16 protein-coding genes and 1 tRNA gene are annotated in these 16,761 nt (G+C 49.7%); 9 read left to right on the top strand and 8 right to left on the bottom strand.

The genetic code is table 11. The features are described from left to right. Window positions 1-60: 60 nt before the first annotated feature. The 3 genes from ACTZWV_RS09695 (at window position 61) to ACTZWV_RS09685 (ending at window position 4,548) form a co-directional block, all read left to right on the top strand. Complete coding sequence (locus tag ACTZWV_RS09695; RefSeq protein WP_444786348.1) at window positions 61-2,592, top strand: glycoside hydrolase family 3 N-terminal domain-containing protein; 2,532 nt, start codon at window positions 61-63, stop codon at window positions 2,590-2,592. A gap of 91 nt (window positions 2,593-2,683) precedes the next feature. Beyond that, window positions 2,684-3,742, top strand: a complete 1,059-nt coding sequence (locus ACTZWV_RS09690) for a sensor histidine kinase (protein ID WP_444786347.1) — start codon at window positions 2,684-2,686, stop codon at window positions 3,740-3,742. Continuing rightward, window positions 3,742-4,548 carry a LytR/AlgR family response regulator transcription factor gene (locus tag ACTZWV_RS09685; RefSeq protein WP_444786346.1) on the top strand — a complete coding sequence of 269 codons (807 nt, stop codon included), beginning with the start codon at window positions 3,742-3,744 and terminating at the stop codon, window positions 4,546-4,548. The genes ACTZWV_RS09690 and ACTZWV_RS09685 overlap by 1 nt, the downstream gene beginning before the upstream one ends. 5 nt (window positions 4,549-4,553) lie before the next feature. On the opposite strand, the gene ACTZWV_RS09680 is transcribed toward ACTZWV_RS09685, so the two are convergent. Then, a complete protein-coding gene (locus ACTZWV_RS09680) occupies window positions 4,554-5,456 on the bottom strand; it encodes a LysR family transcriptional regulator (RefSeq protein ID WP_444786345.1) in 903 nt (300 codons plus the stop codon). A gap of 98 nt (window positions 5,457-5,554) precedes the next feature. Between ACTZWV_RS09680 and ACTZWV_RS09675 the strand changes: the two genes are divergently transcribed. Continuing rightward, window positions 5,555-6,739, top strand: coding sequence for an MFS transporter (locus ACTZWV_RS09675; protein WP_444786344.1), 1,185 nt, complete (start codon window positions 5,555-5,557; stop codon window positions 6,737-6,739). A gap of 184 nt (window positions 6,740-6,923) precedes the next feature. Here the strand turns inward: ACTZWV_RS09675 and ACTZWV_RS09670 are convergent. The 3 genes from ACTZWV_RS09670 to ACTZWV_RS09660 all read right to left on the bottom strand — a co-directional run bounded on the left by ACTZWV_RS09670 (window position 6,924) and on the right by ACTZWV_RS09660 (window position 9,520). Beyond that, window positions 6,924-7,000: transfer RNA gene (locus ACTZWV_RS09670), tRNA-Val, on the bottom strand. Between the two features lie 130 nt (window positions 7,001-7,130). Then, window positions 7,131-8,141 carry a DUF3080 family protein gene (locus ACTZWV_RS09665; protein ID WP_444786343.1) on the bottom strand — a complete coding sequence of 337 codons (1,011 nt, stop codon included), beginning with the start codon at window positions 8,139-8,141 and terminating at the stop codon, window positions 7,131-7,133. A gap of 20 nt (window positions 8,142-8,161) precedes the next feature. Continuing rightward, a complete protein-coding gene (locus ACTZWV_RS09660) occupies window positions 8,162-9,520 on the bottom strand; it encodes an MATE family efflux transporter (protein WP_444786342.1) in 1,359 nt (452 codons plus the stop codon). Window positions 9,521-9,580: 60 nt separating this feature from the next. On the opposite strand from ACTZWV_RS09660, the gene ACTZWV_RS09655 reads away from it, so the two are divergent. After that, a complete protein-coding gene (locus ACTZWV_RS09655) occupies window positions 9,581-10,210 on the top strand; it encodes a riboflavin synthase subunit alpha (RefSeq protein ID WP_444786341.1) in 630 nt (209 codons plus the stop codon). Here the strand turns inward: ACTZWV_RS09655 and ACTZWV_RS09650 are convergent. The 3 genes from ACTZWV_RS09650 to ACTZWV_RS09640 are packed head-to-tail and all read right to left on the bottom strand — an operon-like array spanning window position 10,207 to window position 12,124. After that, complete coding sequence (locus ACTZWV_RS09650; protein ID WP_444786340.1) at window positions 10,207-10,407, bottom strand: CPXCG motif-containing cysteine-rich protein; 201 nt, start codon at window positions 10,405-10,407, stop codon at window positions 10,207-10,209. The genes ACTZWV_RS09655 and ACTZWV_RS09650 overlap by 4 nt on opposite strands. A 33-nt stretch (window positions 10,408-10,440) precedes the next feature. Further along, window positions 10,441-11,211 (bottom strand): pteridine reductase, encoded by a 771-nt coding sequence (locus ACTZWV_RS09645; RefSeq protein WP_444786339.1) that lies wholly within the window; start codon window positions 11,209-11,211, stop codon window positions 10,441-10,443. Window positions 11,212-11,263: 52 nt separating this feature from the next. After that, the gene (locus ACTZWV_RS09640; RefSeq protein ID WP_444786338.1) at window positions 11,264-12,124 is read right to left on the bottom strand and encodes a fructosamine kinase family protein; all 861 of its coding nucleotides are present in this window, start codon (window positions 12,122-12,124) and stop codon (window positions 11,264-11,266) included. A gap of 259 nt (window positions 12,125-12,383) precedes the next feature. On the opposite strand from ACTZWV_RS09640, the gene thrS reads away from it, so the two are divergent. The 4 genes from thrS to rplT all read left to right on the top strand — a co-directional run bounded on the left by thrS (window position 12,384) and on the right by rplT (window position 15,542). Beyond that, window positions 12,384-14,294, top strand: coding sequence for a threonine--tRNA ligase (gene thrS / locus ACTZWV_RS09635; protein ID WP_444786337.1), 1,911 nt, complete (start codon window positions 12,384-12,386; stop codon window positions 14,292-14,294). A gap of 42 nt (window positions 14,295-14,336) precedes the next feature. Next, a complete protein-coding gene (gene infC, locus ACTZWV_RS09630) occupies window positions 14,337-14,879 on the top strand; it encodes a translation initiation factor IF-3 (protein ID WP_084153632.1) in 543 nt (180 codons plus the stop codon). Between the two features lie 88 nt (window positions 14,880-14,967). Beyond that, window positions 14,968-15,165 (top strand): 50S ribosomal protein L35, encoded by a 198-nt coding sequence (gene rpmI / locus ACTZWV_RS09625; RefSeq protein ID WP_027672243.1) that lies wholly within the window; start codon window positions 14,968-14,970, stop codon window positions 15,163-15,165. A gap of 17 nt (window positions 15,166-15,182) precedes the next feature. Next, on the top strand, window positions 15,183-15,542 hold the full coding sequence (gene rplT / locus ACTZWV_RS09620) for a 50S ribosomal protein L20 (RefSeq protein WP_068235207.1): 360 nt from the start codon (window positions 15,183-15,185) through the stop codon (window positions 15,540-15,542). Between the two features lie 85 nt (window positions 15,543-15,627). On the opposite strand, the gene ACTZWV_RS09615 is transcribed toward rplT, so the two are convergent. Beyond that, window positions 15,628-16,734, bottom strand: coding sequence for an META domain-containing protein (locus tag ACTZWV_RS09615; RefSeq protein WP_444786336.1), 1,107 nt, complete (start codon window positions 16,732-16,734; stop codon window positions 15,628-15,630). Between the last annotated feature and the right edge of the window lie 27 nt (window positions 16,735-16,761).

The raw sequence follows: 16,761 nt of genomic DNA, 5'->3' as shown, positions 1-16,761 counted from the left end.
CACAGGCGTCAGCAGCGGCAATCTGTTGGTATTGCCGCTGCTGACGCAAAGGAACCCGTTATGTTTTCACTATCAGATGCAGCGCTTCGCAACACCTTTTTGTTAGGCTCGCTGCTGCTTCCGTTAAGCGGCCTGGCTGCAGATGCAGCTGGAGTTAGCTGGCCAAAGGCCGACACGGCGTTAAAAACCGATGCGGCAACCGAGCAACAGCTGGATGCCTTGCTGGCAAACATGACCATAGAGCAGAAGGTGGCGCAAATTGTCCAGCCGGAAATTGGCTATTTGAGTGTTGAACAAATGCGCAAATACGGCTTTGGCTCTTATCTGAATGGTGGCAACACTGCACCCTATGGCCAGAAGCAGGCGGATGCCAAAACCTGGCTAAAATATGCCGATGAAATGTATGCCGCCTCGGTCGACAGCAGCAAAGATGGCAGCAGCATTCCAACCATCTGGGGCACCGATGCTATGCATGGCCACAGCAATGTGTTTGGCGCCACCTTGTTTCCGCACAATATAGGCCTGGGGGCTGCCAGAGATGCTGATTTAATTCACCGGATTGGCCACGCCACCGCTAAAGAAGTGGCGGCAACCGGTATCGAGTGGATGTTTGCCCCCACCGTTGCCGTGGTAAGAGATGATCGCTGGGGCCGCACCTATGAAAGTTACGCTGAAGATCCTGACGTTGTCGCGGCCTATGCCGGGCCGATGGTAACCGGGGTACAAGGTGATATTGGCGCTGATTTTTTAAGCTTTTATCACCGTATTGCCACTGCCAAGCATTTTATCGGCGATGGCGGCACCGAAAACGGCCTTGACCGTGGCGATACGCTGGCCGATGAGCAAAGCTTGCGTAATATCCATGCTGCAGGTTATTACACCGCTATCAGCGCCGGGGTGCAGTCGGTGATGGCATCCTTTAACAGTTGGAACGGCAAGCGGGTGCACGGTGATCACTACCTGCTGACCGAAGTACTGAAACAGCAAATGGGCTTTGACGGCTTTGTCATAAGCGATTGGAATGCGCATAAATTTGTTGATGGCTGCGATTTAGAGCAATGCGCCGCCGCCTTTAATGCCGGTGTGGATGTAATGATGGTGCCGGAGCACTTTGAAGCCTTTTACCACAATACGGTGCAGCAGGTAAAAGACGGTGTTATTGCAACCGCAAGGCTTGATGATGCAGTACGGCGGTTTTTGCGCGCCAAAATACGCTGGGGCGTATTTACGCGTGGTAAACCCTCAACCCGGCCGGAATCGTTAAAGCCAGAGTGGTTTAATGCGCCTGAACACCGTGAGTTGGCCAGAGAAGCGGTAAGAAAATCGCTGGTGTTGCTGAAAAACAATAATAATATTCTGCCTGTTTCGCCAAAAAGCCGGGTACTGATTGCCGGTGACGGTGCCGACAATATTGCCAAACAGGCCGGTGGCTGGAGTGTATCCTGGCAGGGTACGGATAACACCAATGCCGATTTTCCTAACGCTACGTCAGTATATGCCGGCTTACGCCAGCAAATTGAAGCCGCCGGCGGTACGGTAGAACTCCGTGCCGATGGCCAATACAGCAGCAAGCCGGATGTGGCCATAGTGGTTATTGGCGAAGAGCCCTATGCAGAGTGGTTTGGCGATATTCAGCTATTGGAATATCAGCATGGCAATAAGCGCGATTTAGCACTGCTGCAACGCTTAAAGCAGCAGAATATTCCGCTGGTAACGGTGTTTTTAAGCGGCCGGCCGCTGTGGGTAAATAAAGAGCTGAACGCTTCTGATGCTTTTGTCGCTGCCTGGTTACCCGGCTCGGAAGGCCAGGGTATTGCTGATGTGTTGCTGAGCGACAGCAAGGGCAATATACAGTACGACTTTAGCGGTAAACTGAGCTTTTCCTGGCCCAAATACGATGATCAGTACCTGCTTAATGTCAAAGATGCGCAGTACCAGCCGTTGTTTGCTTATGGCTACGGCCTTACCTATGCCGACAACACCAGGCTGGCGCCACTTTCAGAAGTGACCCGTGCGGCAGCAAAACAACACAGCGGCGAACAGCTGCCATTATTTGTCAGAAACCTGGCCGACGGTTTGGCGTGGGCATTATCAGACAGCACAACAGGGCAAAAAACGGTCAATGCGTCGTCAGCTGTCAGTGGCGATGGTAAAAGTTTATCGATGCAGTCCGTTAATTTAGCCTATCAGGAAGATGGCCGTAAGTTTGTCTGGCAAACTGAGGGGGGCAATGCCAGTGCCAGCCTGAAATACGCGGCAGCACAGCCATTAACTGCGCTTGGCGACAGTAAATTTTTGCAAATGAGTATCCGGCTTGATCAAACGCCGGTGGCAGATGTCAGCATAGCGCTGATGTGTCAGCAGTCCTCATGCCTGCGCGCAGAATCGCTGCTGCCGCTTTTAACTGGCCTTGAGCGCGGTCAATGGCATAGTATAGCGCTGCCACTGCACTGCGAAGGTGCCAGCGCACCGCAAGTAGCAGAAGATGCCATGCGGCTAAGCACAACACAGCAATTTAGCCTGGCACTGGCGGATATAGCGCTGGTTAACAGTGTGGCTCAAACAACACAGCTACTTGACTGCGCGCAGTAAATACAGTGATATCGTGCCGGGTAATAACAGGCCCGGCACGATATTCAGCGCTAAGGCTAAGGCAGTGAAGTGATAGTGAAGTGAAAGTAACTTGATAAAGTTAGAATCAAAAACGCAGCTGTTCTGGTTATGCCAATATTGTGGTTGGGTAGCCTATGCTGTGCTTACTGAACTGATGATTAAAATGCCCGGCCAGGAGCCGTGGGCAATTCATCTGCCTCATTTGCTACTGGATACCTGCTGCGGCTTTTTTATTACTCTGCTGTTAAGAAAGCTATATGGCTGGTTCAGGCAGGAACCGGCCGGGGTAAGCGTTTGCTTGCATATTATCTGTTTACTGGCGGCGTCACTGCTGTGGACTCAATTTAAATGGCATAGCTTGCAGTGGTTTTATGGCAGTTGGTGGCAACGGATGACCTGGTTCGACTTTGGTACCTGGACCTCGGCGTCGTTAACCATGCTGGCAACCTGGACCGCCGGTTACTATGGTATAAAAATCTATCTGGATAATGCTGAGCAAAAGCATAAAGCGGCAGAAGCGCTGCATCTGGCAAAAGAGTCACAGCTTAAAATGTTGCGTTATCAGTTGAATCCGCATTTTATGTTTAACAGTATTAATGCTATCTGTACCCTGATCCTGAAGCAGCACAACGCCAACGCGGTAATTATGCTGGAAAAACTCTGTGATTTCCTGCGTTACAGCTTATACACCGATCCGCTGGAAAAAATCACGGTACAGGAAGAAATCACGCTGTTGCAAACCTATATTGATATTGAACAGTGCCGCTTTCAAAGTGAACTTAATGTACAGATCAGTGCAGACAAAGGCTGCAACTCTGCGCTGATGCCATCTTTACTACTGCAGCCGCTGGTTGAAAATGCCTTAAAACACGGTATTGGCAACAAGAATAATATTGCTATTGCCGTTAATTTTAGCTGTGATGACAGCCGGTTACATATCAGAGTGAGTGATAGCGGTACTGGTTTTAATCTGGCAGAGCCGGCGTCAGGTGGCATTGGTATGAAAAACTGCCGCGACAGACTGCAGCTGATTTATCCGGAAGCCAGTTGTTTTAAGCTGGGCAATGATGAAAAGGGTGGTGCCTGGATCTGTATGTCAATTCCACTGGAGACGCTTGAGAGCCTTTGATGAAGCCACTGAAAACCTTACTGGTAGATGACGAATACAGTGCTATCGAAGGGCTGGCCATCCGGCTGGCCGCATTTTCACAGATCAGCATCGTTGGACATGCGCGCAGTGTTGACGAAGCCATGGCATTAATCAGTCAATCTGCGCCGGATTTAATTTTCCTCGATATAGAAATGCCCGGTAAATCGGGTTTTGAGCTGATTAAACAGCTGCAGCCGGAATCGTGCCCGGCGATTATTTTTGTTACGGCTTTTCATCAATATGCCGTTAAGGCGTTTGAAGTAAGGGCGCTGGATTATTTACTTAAGCCGGTAAAAAAAGAGCGTTTGGCAGAAGCCATAGCCAGGGTATCATTAAGGCTTAATAGCCCGGCCAATAAGCAGCATATGTTGGAAGTACGCGACATCTTGCTAAATGGTGACACCGCCCGGCAGACAGAGCCTGGCAGCGCATACCGCATTGAGCAGGAAAAGCTGGTGATCCAGGACGGGCATCACCCGGCGCAATTGATCCCCTATGCCGATATTTTATGGATAGATGCTGCCGGCGACTATATGTGTGTGCACACCCGGGATGATACCTTCGTGATGCGGGCCAGATTAAAAAGCCTGATCAACGATGTGTTGCCCGATGGCTTTTTGCGTATTCACAAATCAACCATTGTTAACCTGCAACATGTCGCCAGGCTCGAACCCTTAATCAATTCAGAGTACAACCTGACGTTAGTGAACAGTAAATCGCTGAAAGTCAGCAGAACCTACAGCAGGCAGTTAAAACTCAGTTTGTCTGGCGACAAAGCCGGTTAATGTGGTTAAACGTACTGCATTTTTTCAACCAGATAATCGACAAATACCCGTATTCTTGCCGGAATATTTTTACCACCGATAAAAACCGCATGGATAGCTTCGCGGTCTTGCGGGTTATATTCTTCCAGTAAAGGCACCAGTTGCCCGCTTGCCAGAGCCGGTTGCACATGAAAACAGCCCACTCTGGTAATGCCGATCCCTTGCAGCGCAAGCTCCACCAGGGTTTCACCATTGTTTGCAATAACATTGCCGTTCACGGCTAACATAAAATCGCGGCCACTTTCACGAAACGGCCAACCCGGTTCTAAGCGGCGAAAGCTAAAGTCTAAGCAATTATGCTGCGCTAAATCGGCCGGCTTTTGCGGTATGCCTGCGCTTGCCAGATATTCAGGTGACGCTACTACAACCCTGCCGGTTTCGCCAAGACGCCTGGCATGCAGGCCGTTATCTGCCAGCGGACCAAAGCGGATAGCAACGTCGACATGGCCGGCACTGACATCGCGGATTTGATCCGACACATCTATTTCAATAGTGATGTCAGGATAACGCTGCAGAAATTCTTTTATTAACGGCACAATTGTCAGGCGGCTGTGTGCTGTTGCGGTACTGAGCTTGATATTGCCACTTGGGCTGCCGCGGTTGGCGATAGCGGTTTCTGTATCGTCTAAATCTTTTAAAATCCGCCTGGCGGCAAGCGCATAAGACTCACCTTCGCTGGTTAAGCGCAGGCTGCGGGTACTGCGGACAATTAATCTGACACCCAGGCGCTTTTCAAGCCGGGTCATGATCCGGCTAACGGCCGAAGGGGTAAGCTCCAGCTCACGGGCGGCAGCACTTAAACTGCCGGTGCAGGCCACACACAAAAAGGTTTCCATTTCAGCAGTTTTATCGGTTTTTCCGTGGTTCATTTGTGCCTCCAAAGCAAAGCTGAATATCTTCGACGCTACTTTTTCAGCAGTTTTTCATCGGTTATATTCTCATACATCACAAATTAACGAGAGTTCATATGAAAATCAATATTCCTTTGCTTGCTCTTGCCCTCGGCGCTTTTGGCATTGGTGTGACGGAATTTTCTCCAATGGGAATGTTACCTGTCATTGCCAATGATTTAGCTGTTTCTATTCCTACCGCCGGGATGTTAATCAGCGCTTATGCTTTTGGTGTGCTGGTTGGGGCGCCTTTTATGACCTTAGTGTTTGCCAATATGGCACGACGGAACTTGCTGCTGTTGTCGATGGCAATTTTCACATTAGGTAATCTGGTATCGGCAATGGCCGACAGTTACAACGTGTTATTGCTGGGGCGTATTATTACTTCGTTTAATCATGGGGCTTTTTTTGGTGTGGGCGCTATTGTTGCCATGAGTGTAGTACCGCCGGAAAAACGTGCCGGCGCAGTGGCAGCAATGTTTTCCGGGCTGACTATTGCAACAATAGGTGGCGTGCCGTTGGCGGCTTATATTGGTGAGGTGATTGGCTGGCGGCCGGCTTTTTTTGCCATGGCAGCGATTGGCGTAATTACCATGCTTGCACTACGGATGTCATTACCGCCTCTTGCTAACGAGCGCAAGGCCAATGTACGGGATGAGTTGCGGGTACTCACTAAAGGACCGGTGTTAATCGCGCTGTTATTAACCGTTGTCAGTTCAAGCGCCATGTTCACTGTGTTTACCTACATAGTGCCAATTTTGCAGGATGAAACTCAGGCTTCAACCATTTTTATTACTGCGATGCTGGTTTTGTATGGCGTGGGGTTGTCCGTTGGTAATTATCTTGGTGGCCGCTTTGCCGATCGCTCGCTGGATTTAACCCTGGTGTTTTCTTTAATCGCAGTAGCGGTGTTATTAGTGGTTTTTGCTGTAACCCTGTCATCGAAGATGATTGTTGCGCCGTTAATCTTTTTATGGGGCATAGCCAGTTTTGCCCTGGTGCCACCACTGCAGTCTTTAGTGGTGCAGGAGGCAAAAGAGGCACCCAGTTTAGCCTCAGCCATGAATATAGGCGCGTTTAATCTGGGTAATGCCTTAGGTGCAATGCTTGGCGCTGCGATGCTCAATACCGGCTTTAGCTTGAGCTCAGTGCCGTTGGCTGGTGCAGGCACTGCTCTTTTTGGGCTCATCATGGTGTTACTGTTCAGGCGTGGTCGCTATCAGAGTACACAACACTTACTACCAACAACGACCAAAGTATGACGTAAGCAACTCTTCAGGGGCTGGAGCCGGCCCTGCAGCGGCTACTTACCGGGACCGCGATGATGTGTTTGTTGACCGGAACACTTTACATCATGGTGGCATGATCTTTCATTGCCGTTAGGAGTATTAAACAAAAACGCCGCTGAACTTATTAAGTTTGAGCGGCGTTTTTGTTTAAATTTATTGGTGCGTCCTAGTGGACTCGAACCACCGACCCCCACCATGTCAAGGTGGTGCTCTAACCAGCTGAGCTAAGGACGCACACTTTAGGTTGCAGGCCAAAGCTAAGCTTGGCAGACAACGGCGGCTATGTTATTGCGCCAGTGGGGCAATGGCAAGTGTTTTTCTGCTAACACTGTGTGTTTGGTGCATTTTTCGCCGTATTGGCGGCTTATTGCTGTGCGGTAAGTTTAACCGGGCATTGGCTGTTCAGCGCTTGCCACCATTTTACATGGCGGCTTAGTTCGGTGCGCATATCCAGGTACGTTTGTTCAAAACGCAATGTGAGCGGGGTGTTCAGGTCGGTGTGTTGATACAGTTGCTGTAGCAGCGGCCACAGCTGCTGGTGGTAGCGGCTTAGCTCGCTGGTATACAGCTGTATTTCGCTGACAAAATACTTGCTGAACACATTGGCCAGAATTTGTAACTGTTCGCTGTCACGTTGCTGCGGGCACAGTGTTATGGGCGCAACGGCTTCGGTTAGCAGGTTAAGTTGTGCCAACTGATGGTTGGCAGCACGTAAACTGTATTGCAACCTGGCAACAAAGTTATAGCGGTACAACAACTGCAGTTGTTGCTCGATATCCACCTGGCTGGCAGCCTGCCAGTTTTGCTCTGCGATAAACTGCTGCAACCGGTTCAGTTCGGTTAGCGCTTGCCAGGTTTCGCTAAAGCCGGGCGCAGTTTGCAGTGGCAGCGCTTTGCGTATGCCCAGCAGTTCTTTGCGCAGCGTATCGTCGGTTAGCAGCATATTATTAAAGGCAATATCAATGCTGTGTTGTTTTTGCCGGTACACCTGTTGTAACTGGCTTAACAGCGCGCTGTTGTCCCAGTTTTGCTGCAGGCAGTGTTGTAACTGGCTTAAAAAGCGCAGCTCGTAGCTTAGCTGTTTGCTGGCGCTGTACACTTTACCCAGGCTGGAGTTGCGCTCGCCGATTAGGGTATCCAGGCTGCAGTGCCGGGTGGCGTAGGCATCGGTAAGATCCAGCCGCAAATCCGGCAGCGGTTGTTTTAAATCACGTGGTGCCGTCAATGGCGCGGCAGCAGGGCGTGGTGTACCGGCTATTTCCGTGTCCAGCACCCGCTCCAGTCGTTGTTGATAGTTCTGCAGCGCTTTCTCACCGTTATTGTCTGAGCAGGCAATAAGGTTAATCAGCAGCAGTGGCAGCAGCCATAACTTCATCTTTTCAACGGCCTCATAGTCTAACCCGCTTGCAGTTCTAACTTAAGCAAAGTGCGTTTTAAGATAATGGCCAGTAGCACAGCGGCCACGCTAAGCCCGGCGATAATACCAATCCAAAAGCCATGAGCGCCCATCGCCGGTACCAGCCAGTTGGTTAATCCCAGTACGGCACCCAGGCCAAAACCGATTGGCCAGTAGGCAATAAAGGTAATAAAAAATACCGGTTTGGTCACTTTCATGCCGCGCAGGGCACAAGCCGACACTACCTGGATGGCATCAGACACCTGATAAAAACAGGCCAGAATAAGCAAGGACGCCGCCAGCGCAATAACGGTAGCGTCAGGCGAATACAGCGCTGCAATACTGCCTCTGAGAATAAAGGTCAGGCCGGCGATCACCAAGGATATCAGCACCGCCAGTATGATGGCTGTCGACACGGCTTTTTTCAGCTCCATAATGCTTTGCTGGCCTACCAGATGGCCCACACGGATAGTGGTTGCCATACCCAATGACAGCGGCAGCATAAACACTATACCGCTGTAGTTTTGCGCGATCTGATGGCCTGCCACCATAATAGGGCCAAGATGCACTATGGCCAGCGGGATACAGGCAAACAGGGTAACTTCAAAGAAGATAGAAAAGGCAATCGGGGTACCGATACAAACAATCTGCCAGATATCTTTCAGATTAACGCTGTAGCTATCCGGATGCGTGCGGTAATTTGCCGTGCTGCGGCTAAACCAGCCGTATACCAACATGGCGATAAACATGGCTAAGAACACCAGCGCGGTGGCGATACCGCAACCGGCGCCACCCATGGCGGGCATGCCGAGCTTGCCGTAAATAAACACATAGTTGGCCGGAATATTCACCAGGATACCGACAAAGCCTATCCACATGCTGGCTTTGGTATTGCCGATACCTTCAAACATGCTGCGCAGCACCATATAGCCTGCTGCCGGGAACAAGCCAAAGCTGACGTAATATAAGTAGTCGAGCGATTTTTGCCGCAGGGTTTCATCCATGTTCAGCAAATCTATAGGTACATGCACATACAGCATCACGACAAACAGCGCCGCCGCTAATGCCATGGCCAGGTACATGGCCTGCATAGTAAAGTGGGTTACCGGTTTTACCTGCTTGCTGCCGTAATACTGCGCCACTATCGGCGTAAGCGCCAGCAATAACCCTTGCATGGTCATGACCACCGGAAACCATAAACCGGAGGCGACGGCTATCGCTGCCATATCAACCGCGCTGTATCGGCCGGCCATTACGGTATCGACAAAGTACATTAAGGTTTGTGTCAGCTGCGCCAGCACTATGGGGCCGGAAAGTTTCAGGATGGTTCTGGCTTCAAAGCGGGAAAAAGGTAACATATGCAGGTCTGTTGTATCAGCAGCGTGTAATGGCGCGCAATGTAGCACAAATGGGGGCTTATGTTTACCGGAATAGTTCAAACTAAGGCTGAGTTAACAGCCATTGCCGATAAAGCGGCATTTCGTCAGTTAACCCTGCAGCCGGGCGCTGCACACCTGCAGAATTTAAGCCGTGGCGCCAGTATTGCCGTTAACGGTGTTTGTTTAACGGTAACCGATTTTGACAGTAACGCCGGTTGGGTGTGTTTTGATGTAATAGCCGAAACCTTAAGCAAAACTAACCTGGGCGGCTTAAAAGTGGGCGATGCGGTTAACTTTGAGCGCTCGTTAAGCTTTGGCAGTGAATTGGGCGGCCATATTGTTTCCGGCCATATTCAAACCACGGCGACGATAACGGCGGTGGATAAAAGCACTAATAACTGTGCGATGCGCCTGACGCTGGCGCCGGAATATATGCGTTATATTCTTAGCAAAGGCTTTATTGCGGTGGAAGGCTGCAGCTTAACGGTAGGCGAAACCTATGCCGATGGTTTTAGTTTGTATTTGATCCCGGAAACCCTGGCTGTTACCACCCTTGGGCAAAAGCAGCCGGGCGATATACTAAATATCGAGCTGGACCAGCAAACGCAAACCATAGTGCAAACGGTAGAGCGTATTATGGCAGAGCGTTTTACTGCTACGACGACTTAGTAATACTGTTCGTCGTCGGCGTCGATAAACAGCTGCACACTGTGGTGCAGCTCATCTTTATGCACCCGCACATGGATAGGGTTGCAGCAGTTACTGCAGTCCTCGATGTAATCCTGGTCTTCATCGGTTACCTCCACACTCAGATGCACAGGGTGACCGCAAAACGGGCATTCAATGGTTTTGTGCAGTATGTCCATACTCCCTCCGCCGCTAACTGGCGTAGCTTAATATCAGGCCTTATTGCTGCCGCCTAAACTGCGGCCGCCATCTACGGCAATAATTTGCCCGGTGATATAAGGCGCCTGTAATAAAAACAGCAGGGTTTGCGCAATATCGGTGGTGGCTCCCAGCCGTTGTAACGGTATTTGCGCCAGAATCTGCGCTTTATCCTGCTCTGCCAGCGGTGTTGCTGTTGCCGGCGAGTCAGGCCATAAAATTGCGCCCGGTGCAATACCATTGACTCTGATTGTAGGCGCTAATTCCCGTGCCAGCGACTTTGTCATCATTAACAAGGCGGCTTTGGCCATACAGTAAATGCTGTGGCCCAGCAGCGGCTTTTCGGCGTGAATATCTACCATGTTAATAATGGCGCCGTGGTTTTTTGCCAGCTGTGGCGCTAAGGCCTGGCTTAAGAAGTAGGGCGCCTGCACATTGCTGCCAAATAACTCCTGCCACTGTGCCGGTGTTGCGCTGCCAACTGCGGTGGGATAAAACGCCGAGGCATTGTTTACCAATACATCCAGCCGGTTAAAACAAGCCAGAGCCTGTTGTGCCAGCTGTGGCAGCGCTGCAATATCGAGTAAGTCGGCCTGCAATACTGCCGCGCTGTGTGGCCGGAGTTGGTTTAACTGTTGTGCCAAAGCGTCGGCTTCGCTGCGGGAGCGGTTGCAATGAATAATGACGCGGTATTGCTGCCGGTGCAGTGTTTCTATCATTTGCCGGCCAAGACGTTTGGCGCTGCCGGTAATAAGCACAACAGGTTGGGTAGCGGGAGTGGACATCTGGTATTCTTCCTGAACTACAGGCGGCGTTATTGTTGTGGCCGGCTGCAGTCTAGTAAAACAGCTGTTTTACCATTTCCTGCGCCTGGACCAGATAAGCACCGCGAAACAAATAAGCATGGTTTAACACATGATACAGATTGTACAACGCTTTGCGCTGCTCAAAATCGGCATCCAGCGGATAAAACTCATTGTACGCCTGATAAAAGCTGTCATCAAAGCGACCAAACAGGCTGCTGTAGGCGATGTCGGTTTCTCTGTCGCCATAATAGCAGGCGGGATCAAACACCGCCGCGCCGCTTGTCATAAAGCCGACATTGCCACGCCATAAGTCGCCGTGCAGCAGGCTGGGTGGGGGTTGGTAATGTTGCAGGCGCTGGCGGCATTGCTCTACCAGGTGATCAATTTTGCCAAAGCCGAAGCCTTGTTCCAGCAGCAACTGTAATAGCCAACCGATACGTTGCTCAGAAAAAAAGCTGCTCCAGTTACTTTGCCATTTATTTGGCTGCACAGTGCGGCCAAGCATATTGTCCCAGTCAAAACCATACATTGCCTGGTCGTGTTGTTTATGCAGTAAGGCTAATTGCTGTGCCAGTTGGCGCCAGTCGCCGCCGTTGTCGTTAATCAGTGGTAAGTATTCAAGTACCAAAAAGGCTTTATCAATAGTTTGGCCGGCACAGATCACATCCGGTACGCGAATACAGTGGTGCTGGCGCAATGCCTGCAGGCTTAAAGCTTCGGTTTCAAACTGCTCGAATTGTTCGCGTTGATTAATTTTGACAAAGAAATCCTGTTCAGTGTTGCTGATATGCCAGGCCAGATTAATTTCACCACCGCTAAGTTGAGTTTTCTGCGTAATATGAAACTGCCCGCCCAGCTCACTGTTGATATGATCTGTAATCGCCTGCCACATAATAACCTCCGCGTCGTGCTGTGGTTTGAGTATGGCTGATAAAGCGGAAAAATCACTGCAGCTGAGCAAAAGCCTGTCGCTGTGTGGTCAAGTACCGCGGCTGATGCTACTATAGCGCTGCATTTTTTACCGGCTGCCGTGCCCGGTTTAGCAGATGGCTTCTTGTATAGGCCATTAACTGCTTTGCTGCACAGCGGCTTTAGCCTCGTTATTTAACATGTGACCCTTGGTATGGGCCACCACTGTATAAGGATTTATCATGCCAGTTATTACTCTGCCTGATGGCAGCCAGCGCGCTTTTGATCATGCTGTTTCAGTTATGGATGTTGCCAAAGACATCGGCCCGGGCTTAGCCAAAGCCACCATCGCCGGTAAGGTGAATGGCCAGTTAGTTGATGCCTGTGACCCTATCACCACAGACTCAACCTTAAGCATTATTACCAGCAAAGATCAGGACGGCCTGGAAATTATCCGCCACTCCTGCGCGCACTTATTAGGCCATGCCATTAAGCAGCTGTGGCCAAACGTGAAAATGGCCATAGGTCCGGTAATAGATAACGGCTTTTACTACGACGTTGATTTAGACCAGCCGATTAGCAGCGACGATTTAGCTAAGCTTGAGCAGCGCATGCAGGAGTTGGCGAAAACCGAATACGACGTTATTAAGAAAAAGGTTAGCTGGCAAGAAGCGGTTGATACTTTTAAAGCCCGTGGCGAAAGCTACAAGCTGGAAATTCTTCAGCAAAACGTTAGCAAAGATGACCAGCCGGGTTTGTACCATCACGAAGAATACGTTGATATGTGCCGTGGCCCGCATGTGCCGAATATGCGTTTTTGCCAGCACTTTAAAATTATGAAAGTGGCCGGTGCCTACTGGCGCGGCGACTCAAAAAATAAAATGCTGCAGCGTGTCTACGGCACCGCTTGGGCCGATAAAAAGCAACTGGCGGCGTATTTATTGCAGTTAGAAGAAGCCGAGAAACGCGACCACCGTAAAATCGGTAAGGCGCTGGGCTTATTTCACTGGCAGGAAGAAGCGCCGGGTATGGTGTTCTGGCACAACGACGGCTGGACCATCTTCCGTGAGTTGGAAAGCTTTGTGCGCGAGAAGCTGGGTGAGTACGACTACGACGAAGTAAAAGGTCCGTTAATGATGGACCGCGTGCTGTGGGAAAAATCCGGCCACTGGGAAAAGTACGCCGACAACATGTTTACTACCCAGTCTGAGCACCGCGAATATGCCATTAAGCCAATGAACTGCCCGGGCCATGTGCAGATCTTCAATCAGGGCTTAAAATCATACCGCGATTTACCGCTGCGGATGGCTGAGTTTGGTTGCTGCCACCGTAACGAGCCATCAGGTGGCTTGCACGGTTTAATGCGGGTGCGCGGCTTTACCCAAGACGATGCGCATATCTTCTGTACTGAAGATCAGGTGCAGGCTGAAGTGACCAAATGTATCCAAATGGTATTTGATACCTACAGCACCTTCGGCTTTAAAAACGTCGCAGTTAAACTGTCTACCCGGCCGGCACAGCGTATCGGTACCGACGAGATGTGGGACCGCGCTGAGCAGGGCTTAACCGAAGCGTTAAAAGCCAATGATATCGCCTATGATTTACAGCCGGGCGAAGGCGCGTTTTACGGCCCGAAAATTGAATTTACTCTACACGACTGTCTGGGCCGTGCCTGGCAGTGCGGTACAGTACAGTTAGACTTTGCATTACCCGGCCGTTTAGGTGCGACCTTTGTAGCTGAAAGTGGCGAGAAGCAAACGCCGGTAATGATCCACCGTGCTATTTTGGGTTCAATTGAACGTTTTATCGGTATTTTAATTGAAGAATATGCCGGTTTATTCCCGGCTTGGTTAGCACCAACTCAGGTGGTGGTGATGAACATTACCGATAATCAGGCCGAATATGTACAGAATTTAGTAAAAACTTTCAAATCTCACGGTATTAGAGTCATAAGTGACTTGAGAAATGAGAAGATAGGCTTTAAAATTCGCGAGCACACGCTTAAGCGCATTCCTTACCTTGTTGTCGTTGGTGATAAAGAAATGGAAGCCGGTGATATTGCACTGAGAACGCGCAAGGGTGAAGATTTGGGTAAAATGTCGGTTGCAGCCTTTGTAGAAAAGCTGACAACAGAAATTAAAACCCGGGTTTGAACCAGATTAAGCGTATAAGATTAATTTTCGGAGGAACATACTATTAAAGTAGGAAAGAAAACATTACCTGCAAACCGTCCTAACAGGATCAATGAAGAAATTAACCTGCCAGAGGTACGGTTAATTGGTATTGAAGGTGAGCAGCTGGGTGTAGTAAGTATTGCTGAAGCCATTCGTTTGGCCGAGGAAGGCGGCGCAGATTTAGTAGAGATCAGCCCGACAGCCGAACCGCCAGTATGTAAGTTGATGGACTACGGTAAGTTCCTGTTTGAAAAGAGTAAAGCTCTGAAAGAGCAGAAGAAGAAGCAAAAACAGATCCAGATTAAGGAAATAAAATTCCGGCCTGGAACTGATGAAGGCGATTACCAGGTAAAACTACGCAACCTGCGTCGCTTCATTGAAGAGGGTGACAAAGCTAAAGTAACGCTGCGCTATCGTGGTCGTGAAATGGCGCATACTGAGATAGGCATTGAGATGTTAAATCGGATTAAAGAAGATTTATCAGACATTGCTGTGTGCGAATCTTTCCCTTCACGGGTGGAAGGTCGCCAGATGATCATGATGCTGGCCCCAAATAAGAAGTAATAAGTGCTTTCAAGTGTAACCCCGCACTGCAAAGGGTGGGGTTGACGCCTTATTATTCGTTGTAACTTAACAATGCGAGTTTTTAACTATGCCAAAGATGAAAACCAATAAAGGTGCTGCGAAGCGTTTCAAAAAAACCGCTTCTGGTAGCTTTAAACGTAAGCAATCACACCTTCGCCACATTTTGACGAAGAAGACCTCTAAGCGTAAGCGTCAGTTAGGTCCTAAAACCTTAGTCGCTAAAGTAGACATCGCCGGCTTAGTCCGTTGCATGCCGTACGCATAATTAATTAGGAGTCTGACATGCCAAGAGTTAAACGTGGTGTAACGGCGCGTGCGCGCCATAAGAAGGTGTTAAACCAGGCCAAAGGTTACTACGGTGCCCGCAGTCGTGTTTATCGTGTTGCTTTCCAAGCCGTTATTAAAGCCGGCCAATATGCTTACCGTGACCGTCGTCAACGTAAGCGTCAGTTCCGTCAACTGTGGATCGCGCGTATTAACGCTGCGTCACGTATGAATGGTTTATCTTATAGCCGTTTCATTGATGGCCTGAAAAAAGCCTCTGTTGAAATCGACCGTAAGATTTTAGCTGACATCGCCGTATTCGATAAAGCAGCATTCACTGCTTTAGTGAGCAAAGCGAAACAAGCCTTAGCAGCGTAATTTACGCCGCAATGAAAAAGCCACCGCAAGGTGGCTTTTTTATGTCTGATATTCAGTGAATAAGCAGTGTGATTGCCGGTGGCGGTTAATTTACCGCAGGCTTAAATTGCAGAATAAGCTGGTTATTTTTAAACAGCTGTAATTTATCGCCGTTTACTTCAACTCTGTCGGCAGATTGCAGCGATTGGGTAAACTGTTGCTCTAAATCACTGCTGTCGGCACAAAACTTACGCGTGCTGACCAGCGGTTGCACCGTTAACTGGTTAGAGCGTTGCTTGTAGTTACCATTAAAGTTATTGCAACCGGCAAAGCCATACAGGCGCTCGTTTTGATCAAAGATCACTCTGACATTAAGTTGCTGTGGTACATAACGATCTGTCAGCTTTTCTGCGCGCCAGACGATACCTTGCATTTTGCCTGGCTGGATATGATCGGGGCAGATGGCGCCTGGCCAAAACTGTTCAAACTTGTCGATAAACAGCGTACCGGCTTGCTCGTCCTGGCCTCTGCGGCCAACTAAGGTAGCGATAACGGCATTGCCGCTAAAGCGCTCATCTTGCTGGTACTGCCGCATAACCGGCAAATGGTGCTGCGTATTCGCCACACTTAGGGAGTCACCGCTGCGGCAGCTGGTAAAGGTCGCCTGATTATTGCTTAGCATATATAAGCCAAGCATGGCCTGACGGGTGTCGAGCTTTTTAAATTCGGCTTCGCGCTGCAACTGATATTGCGGATTAGCGCTGATAGGTTTACCGTTCAAATCCAGCATGGCTAACTGGTTGTTAGATAAAAAATGGAATGCCGGCAGGGTTTGTTGCTGATTGACTAAATGCAGGCTGCGTTTTTCCAACAACCAGATACCTTTTACGATACTTACCTGATTACGTTCAAGGTATTCCTGACGTGCTTCAAAGCGACCGTCGCGAAACAGGTTGATATGATATGCAATGCCCGGACAATCAGCGCAGGGCAGAGTGCCGCTGAAGGTCATATCAGCATCGACAAAAATATGCTCAAAATCAGTTGCCATGGCTTCGGCCGTAGTTGAGTTTGCTACAACGACCTCTTCCGGCTGTGTTACCGGTGTTTCCTGCGCCGGAGCTATGGCGGTTTTCGTCTCTGCACTGCGCTCAGAAGGTACCTGGCTACAGGCAGACAACAGCAGGGCGGTAACGAGTAAGCACTTTTTCATCTTGGGATCCGCGGTTAAATTTGCGCT

This window comes from Rheinheimera sp. NSM (assembly GCF_052380015.1).
Lineage (GTDB): Bacteria > Pseudomonadota > Gammaproteobacteria > Enterobacterales > Alteromonadaceae > Alishewanella.
Note: the sequence above shows the minus strand (reverse complement) of the source record. Positions and strands in the feature narration are given on the sequence as shown.

What these genes read in the sequence shown, in the direction of transcription:
- ACTZWV_RS09695 (WP_444786348.1), top strand. Translation starts at nt 61, where the DNA reads ATGTTTTCACTATCAGATGCAGCGCTTCGCAACACCTTTTTGTTAGGC.
- ACTZWV_RS09685 (WP_444786346.1), top strand. Translation starts at nt 3,742, where the DNA reads ATGAAGCCACTGAAAACCTTACTGGTAGATGACGAATACAGTGCTATC.
- ACTZWV_RS09680 (WP_444786345.1), bottom strand. Translation starts at nt 5,456, where the DNA reads ATGAACCACGGAAAAACCGATAAAACTGCTGAAATGGAAACCTTTTTG.
- ACTZWV_RS09675 (WP_444786344.1), top strand. Translation starts at nt 5,555, where the DNA reads ATGAAAATCAATATTCCTTTGCTTGCTCTTGCCCTCGGCGCTTTTGGC.
- ACTZWV_RS09665 (WP_444786343.1), bottom strand. Translation starts at nt 8,141, where the DNA reads ATGAAGTTATGGCTGCTGCCACTGCTGCTGATTAACCTTATTGCCTGC.
- ACTZWV_RS09660 (WP_444786342.1), bottom strand. Translation starts at nt 9,520, where the DNA reads ATGTTACCTTTTTCCCGCTTTGAAGCCAGAACCATCCTGAAACTTTCC.
- ACTZWV_RS09655 (WP_444786341.1), top strand. Translation starts at nt 9,581, where the DNA reads ATGTTTACCGGAATAGTTCAAACTAAGGCTGAGTTAACAGCCATTGCC.
- ACTZWV_RS09650 (WP_444786340.1), bottom strand. Translation starts at nt 10,407, where the DNA reads ATGGACATACTGCACAAAACCATTGAATGCCCGTTTTGCGGTCACCCT.
- ACTZWV_RS09645 (WP_444786339.1), bottom strand. Translation starts at nt 11,211, where the DNA reads ATGTCCACTCCCGCTACCCAACCTGTTGTGCTTATTACCGGCAGCGCC.
- ACTZWV_RS09640 (WP_444786338.1), bottom strand. Translation starts at nt 12,124, where the DNA reads ATGTGGCAGGCGATTACAGATCATATCAACAGTGAGCTGGGCGGGCAG.
- thrS (WP_444786337.1), top strand. Translation starts at nt 12,384, where the DNA reads ATGCCAGTTATTACTCTGCCTGATGGCAGCCAGCGCGCTTTTGATCAT.
- rpmI (WP_027672243.1), top strand. Translation starts at nt 14,968, where the DNA reads ATGCCAAAGATGAAAACCAATAAAGGTGCTGCGAAGCGTTTCAAAAAA.
- rplT (WP_068235207.1), top strand. Translation starts at nt 15,183, where the DNA reads ATGCCAAGAGTTAAACGTGGTGTAACGGCGCGTGCGCGCCATAAGAAG.
- ACTZWV_RS09615 (WP_444786336.1), bottom strand. Translation starts at nt 16,734, where the DNA reads ATGAAAAAGTGCTTACTCGTTACCGCCCTGCTGTTGTCTGCCTGTAGC.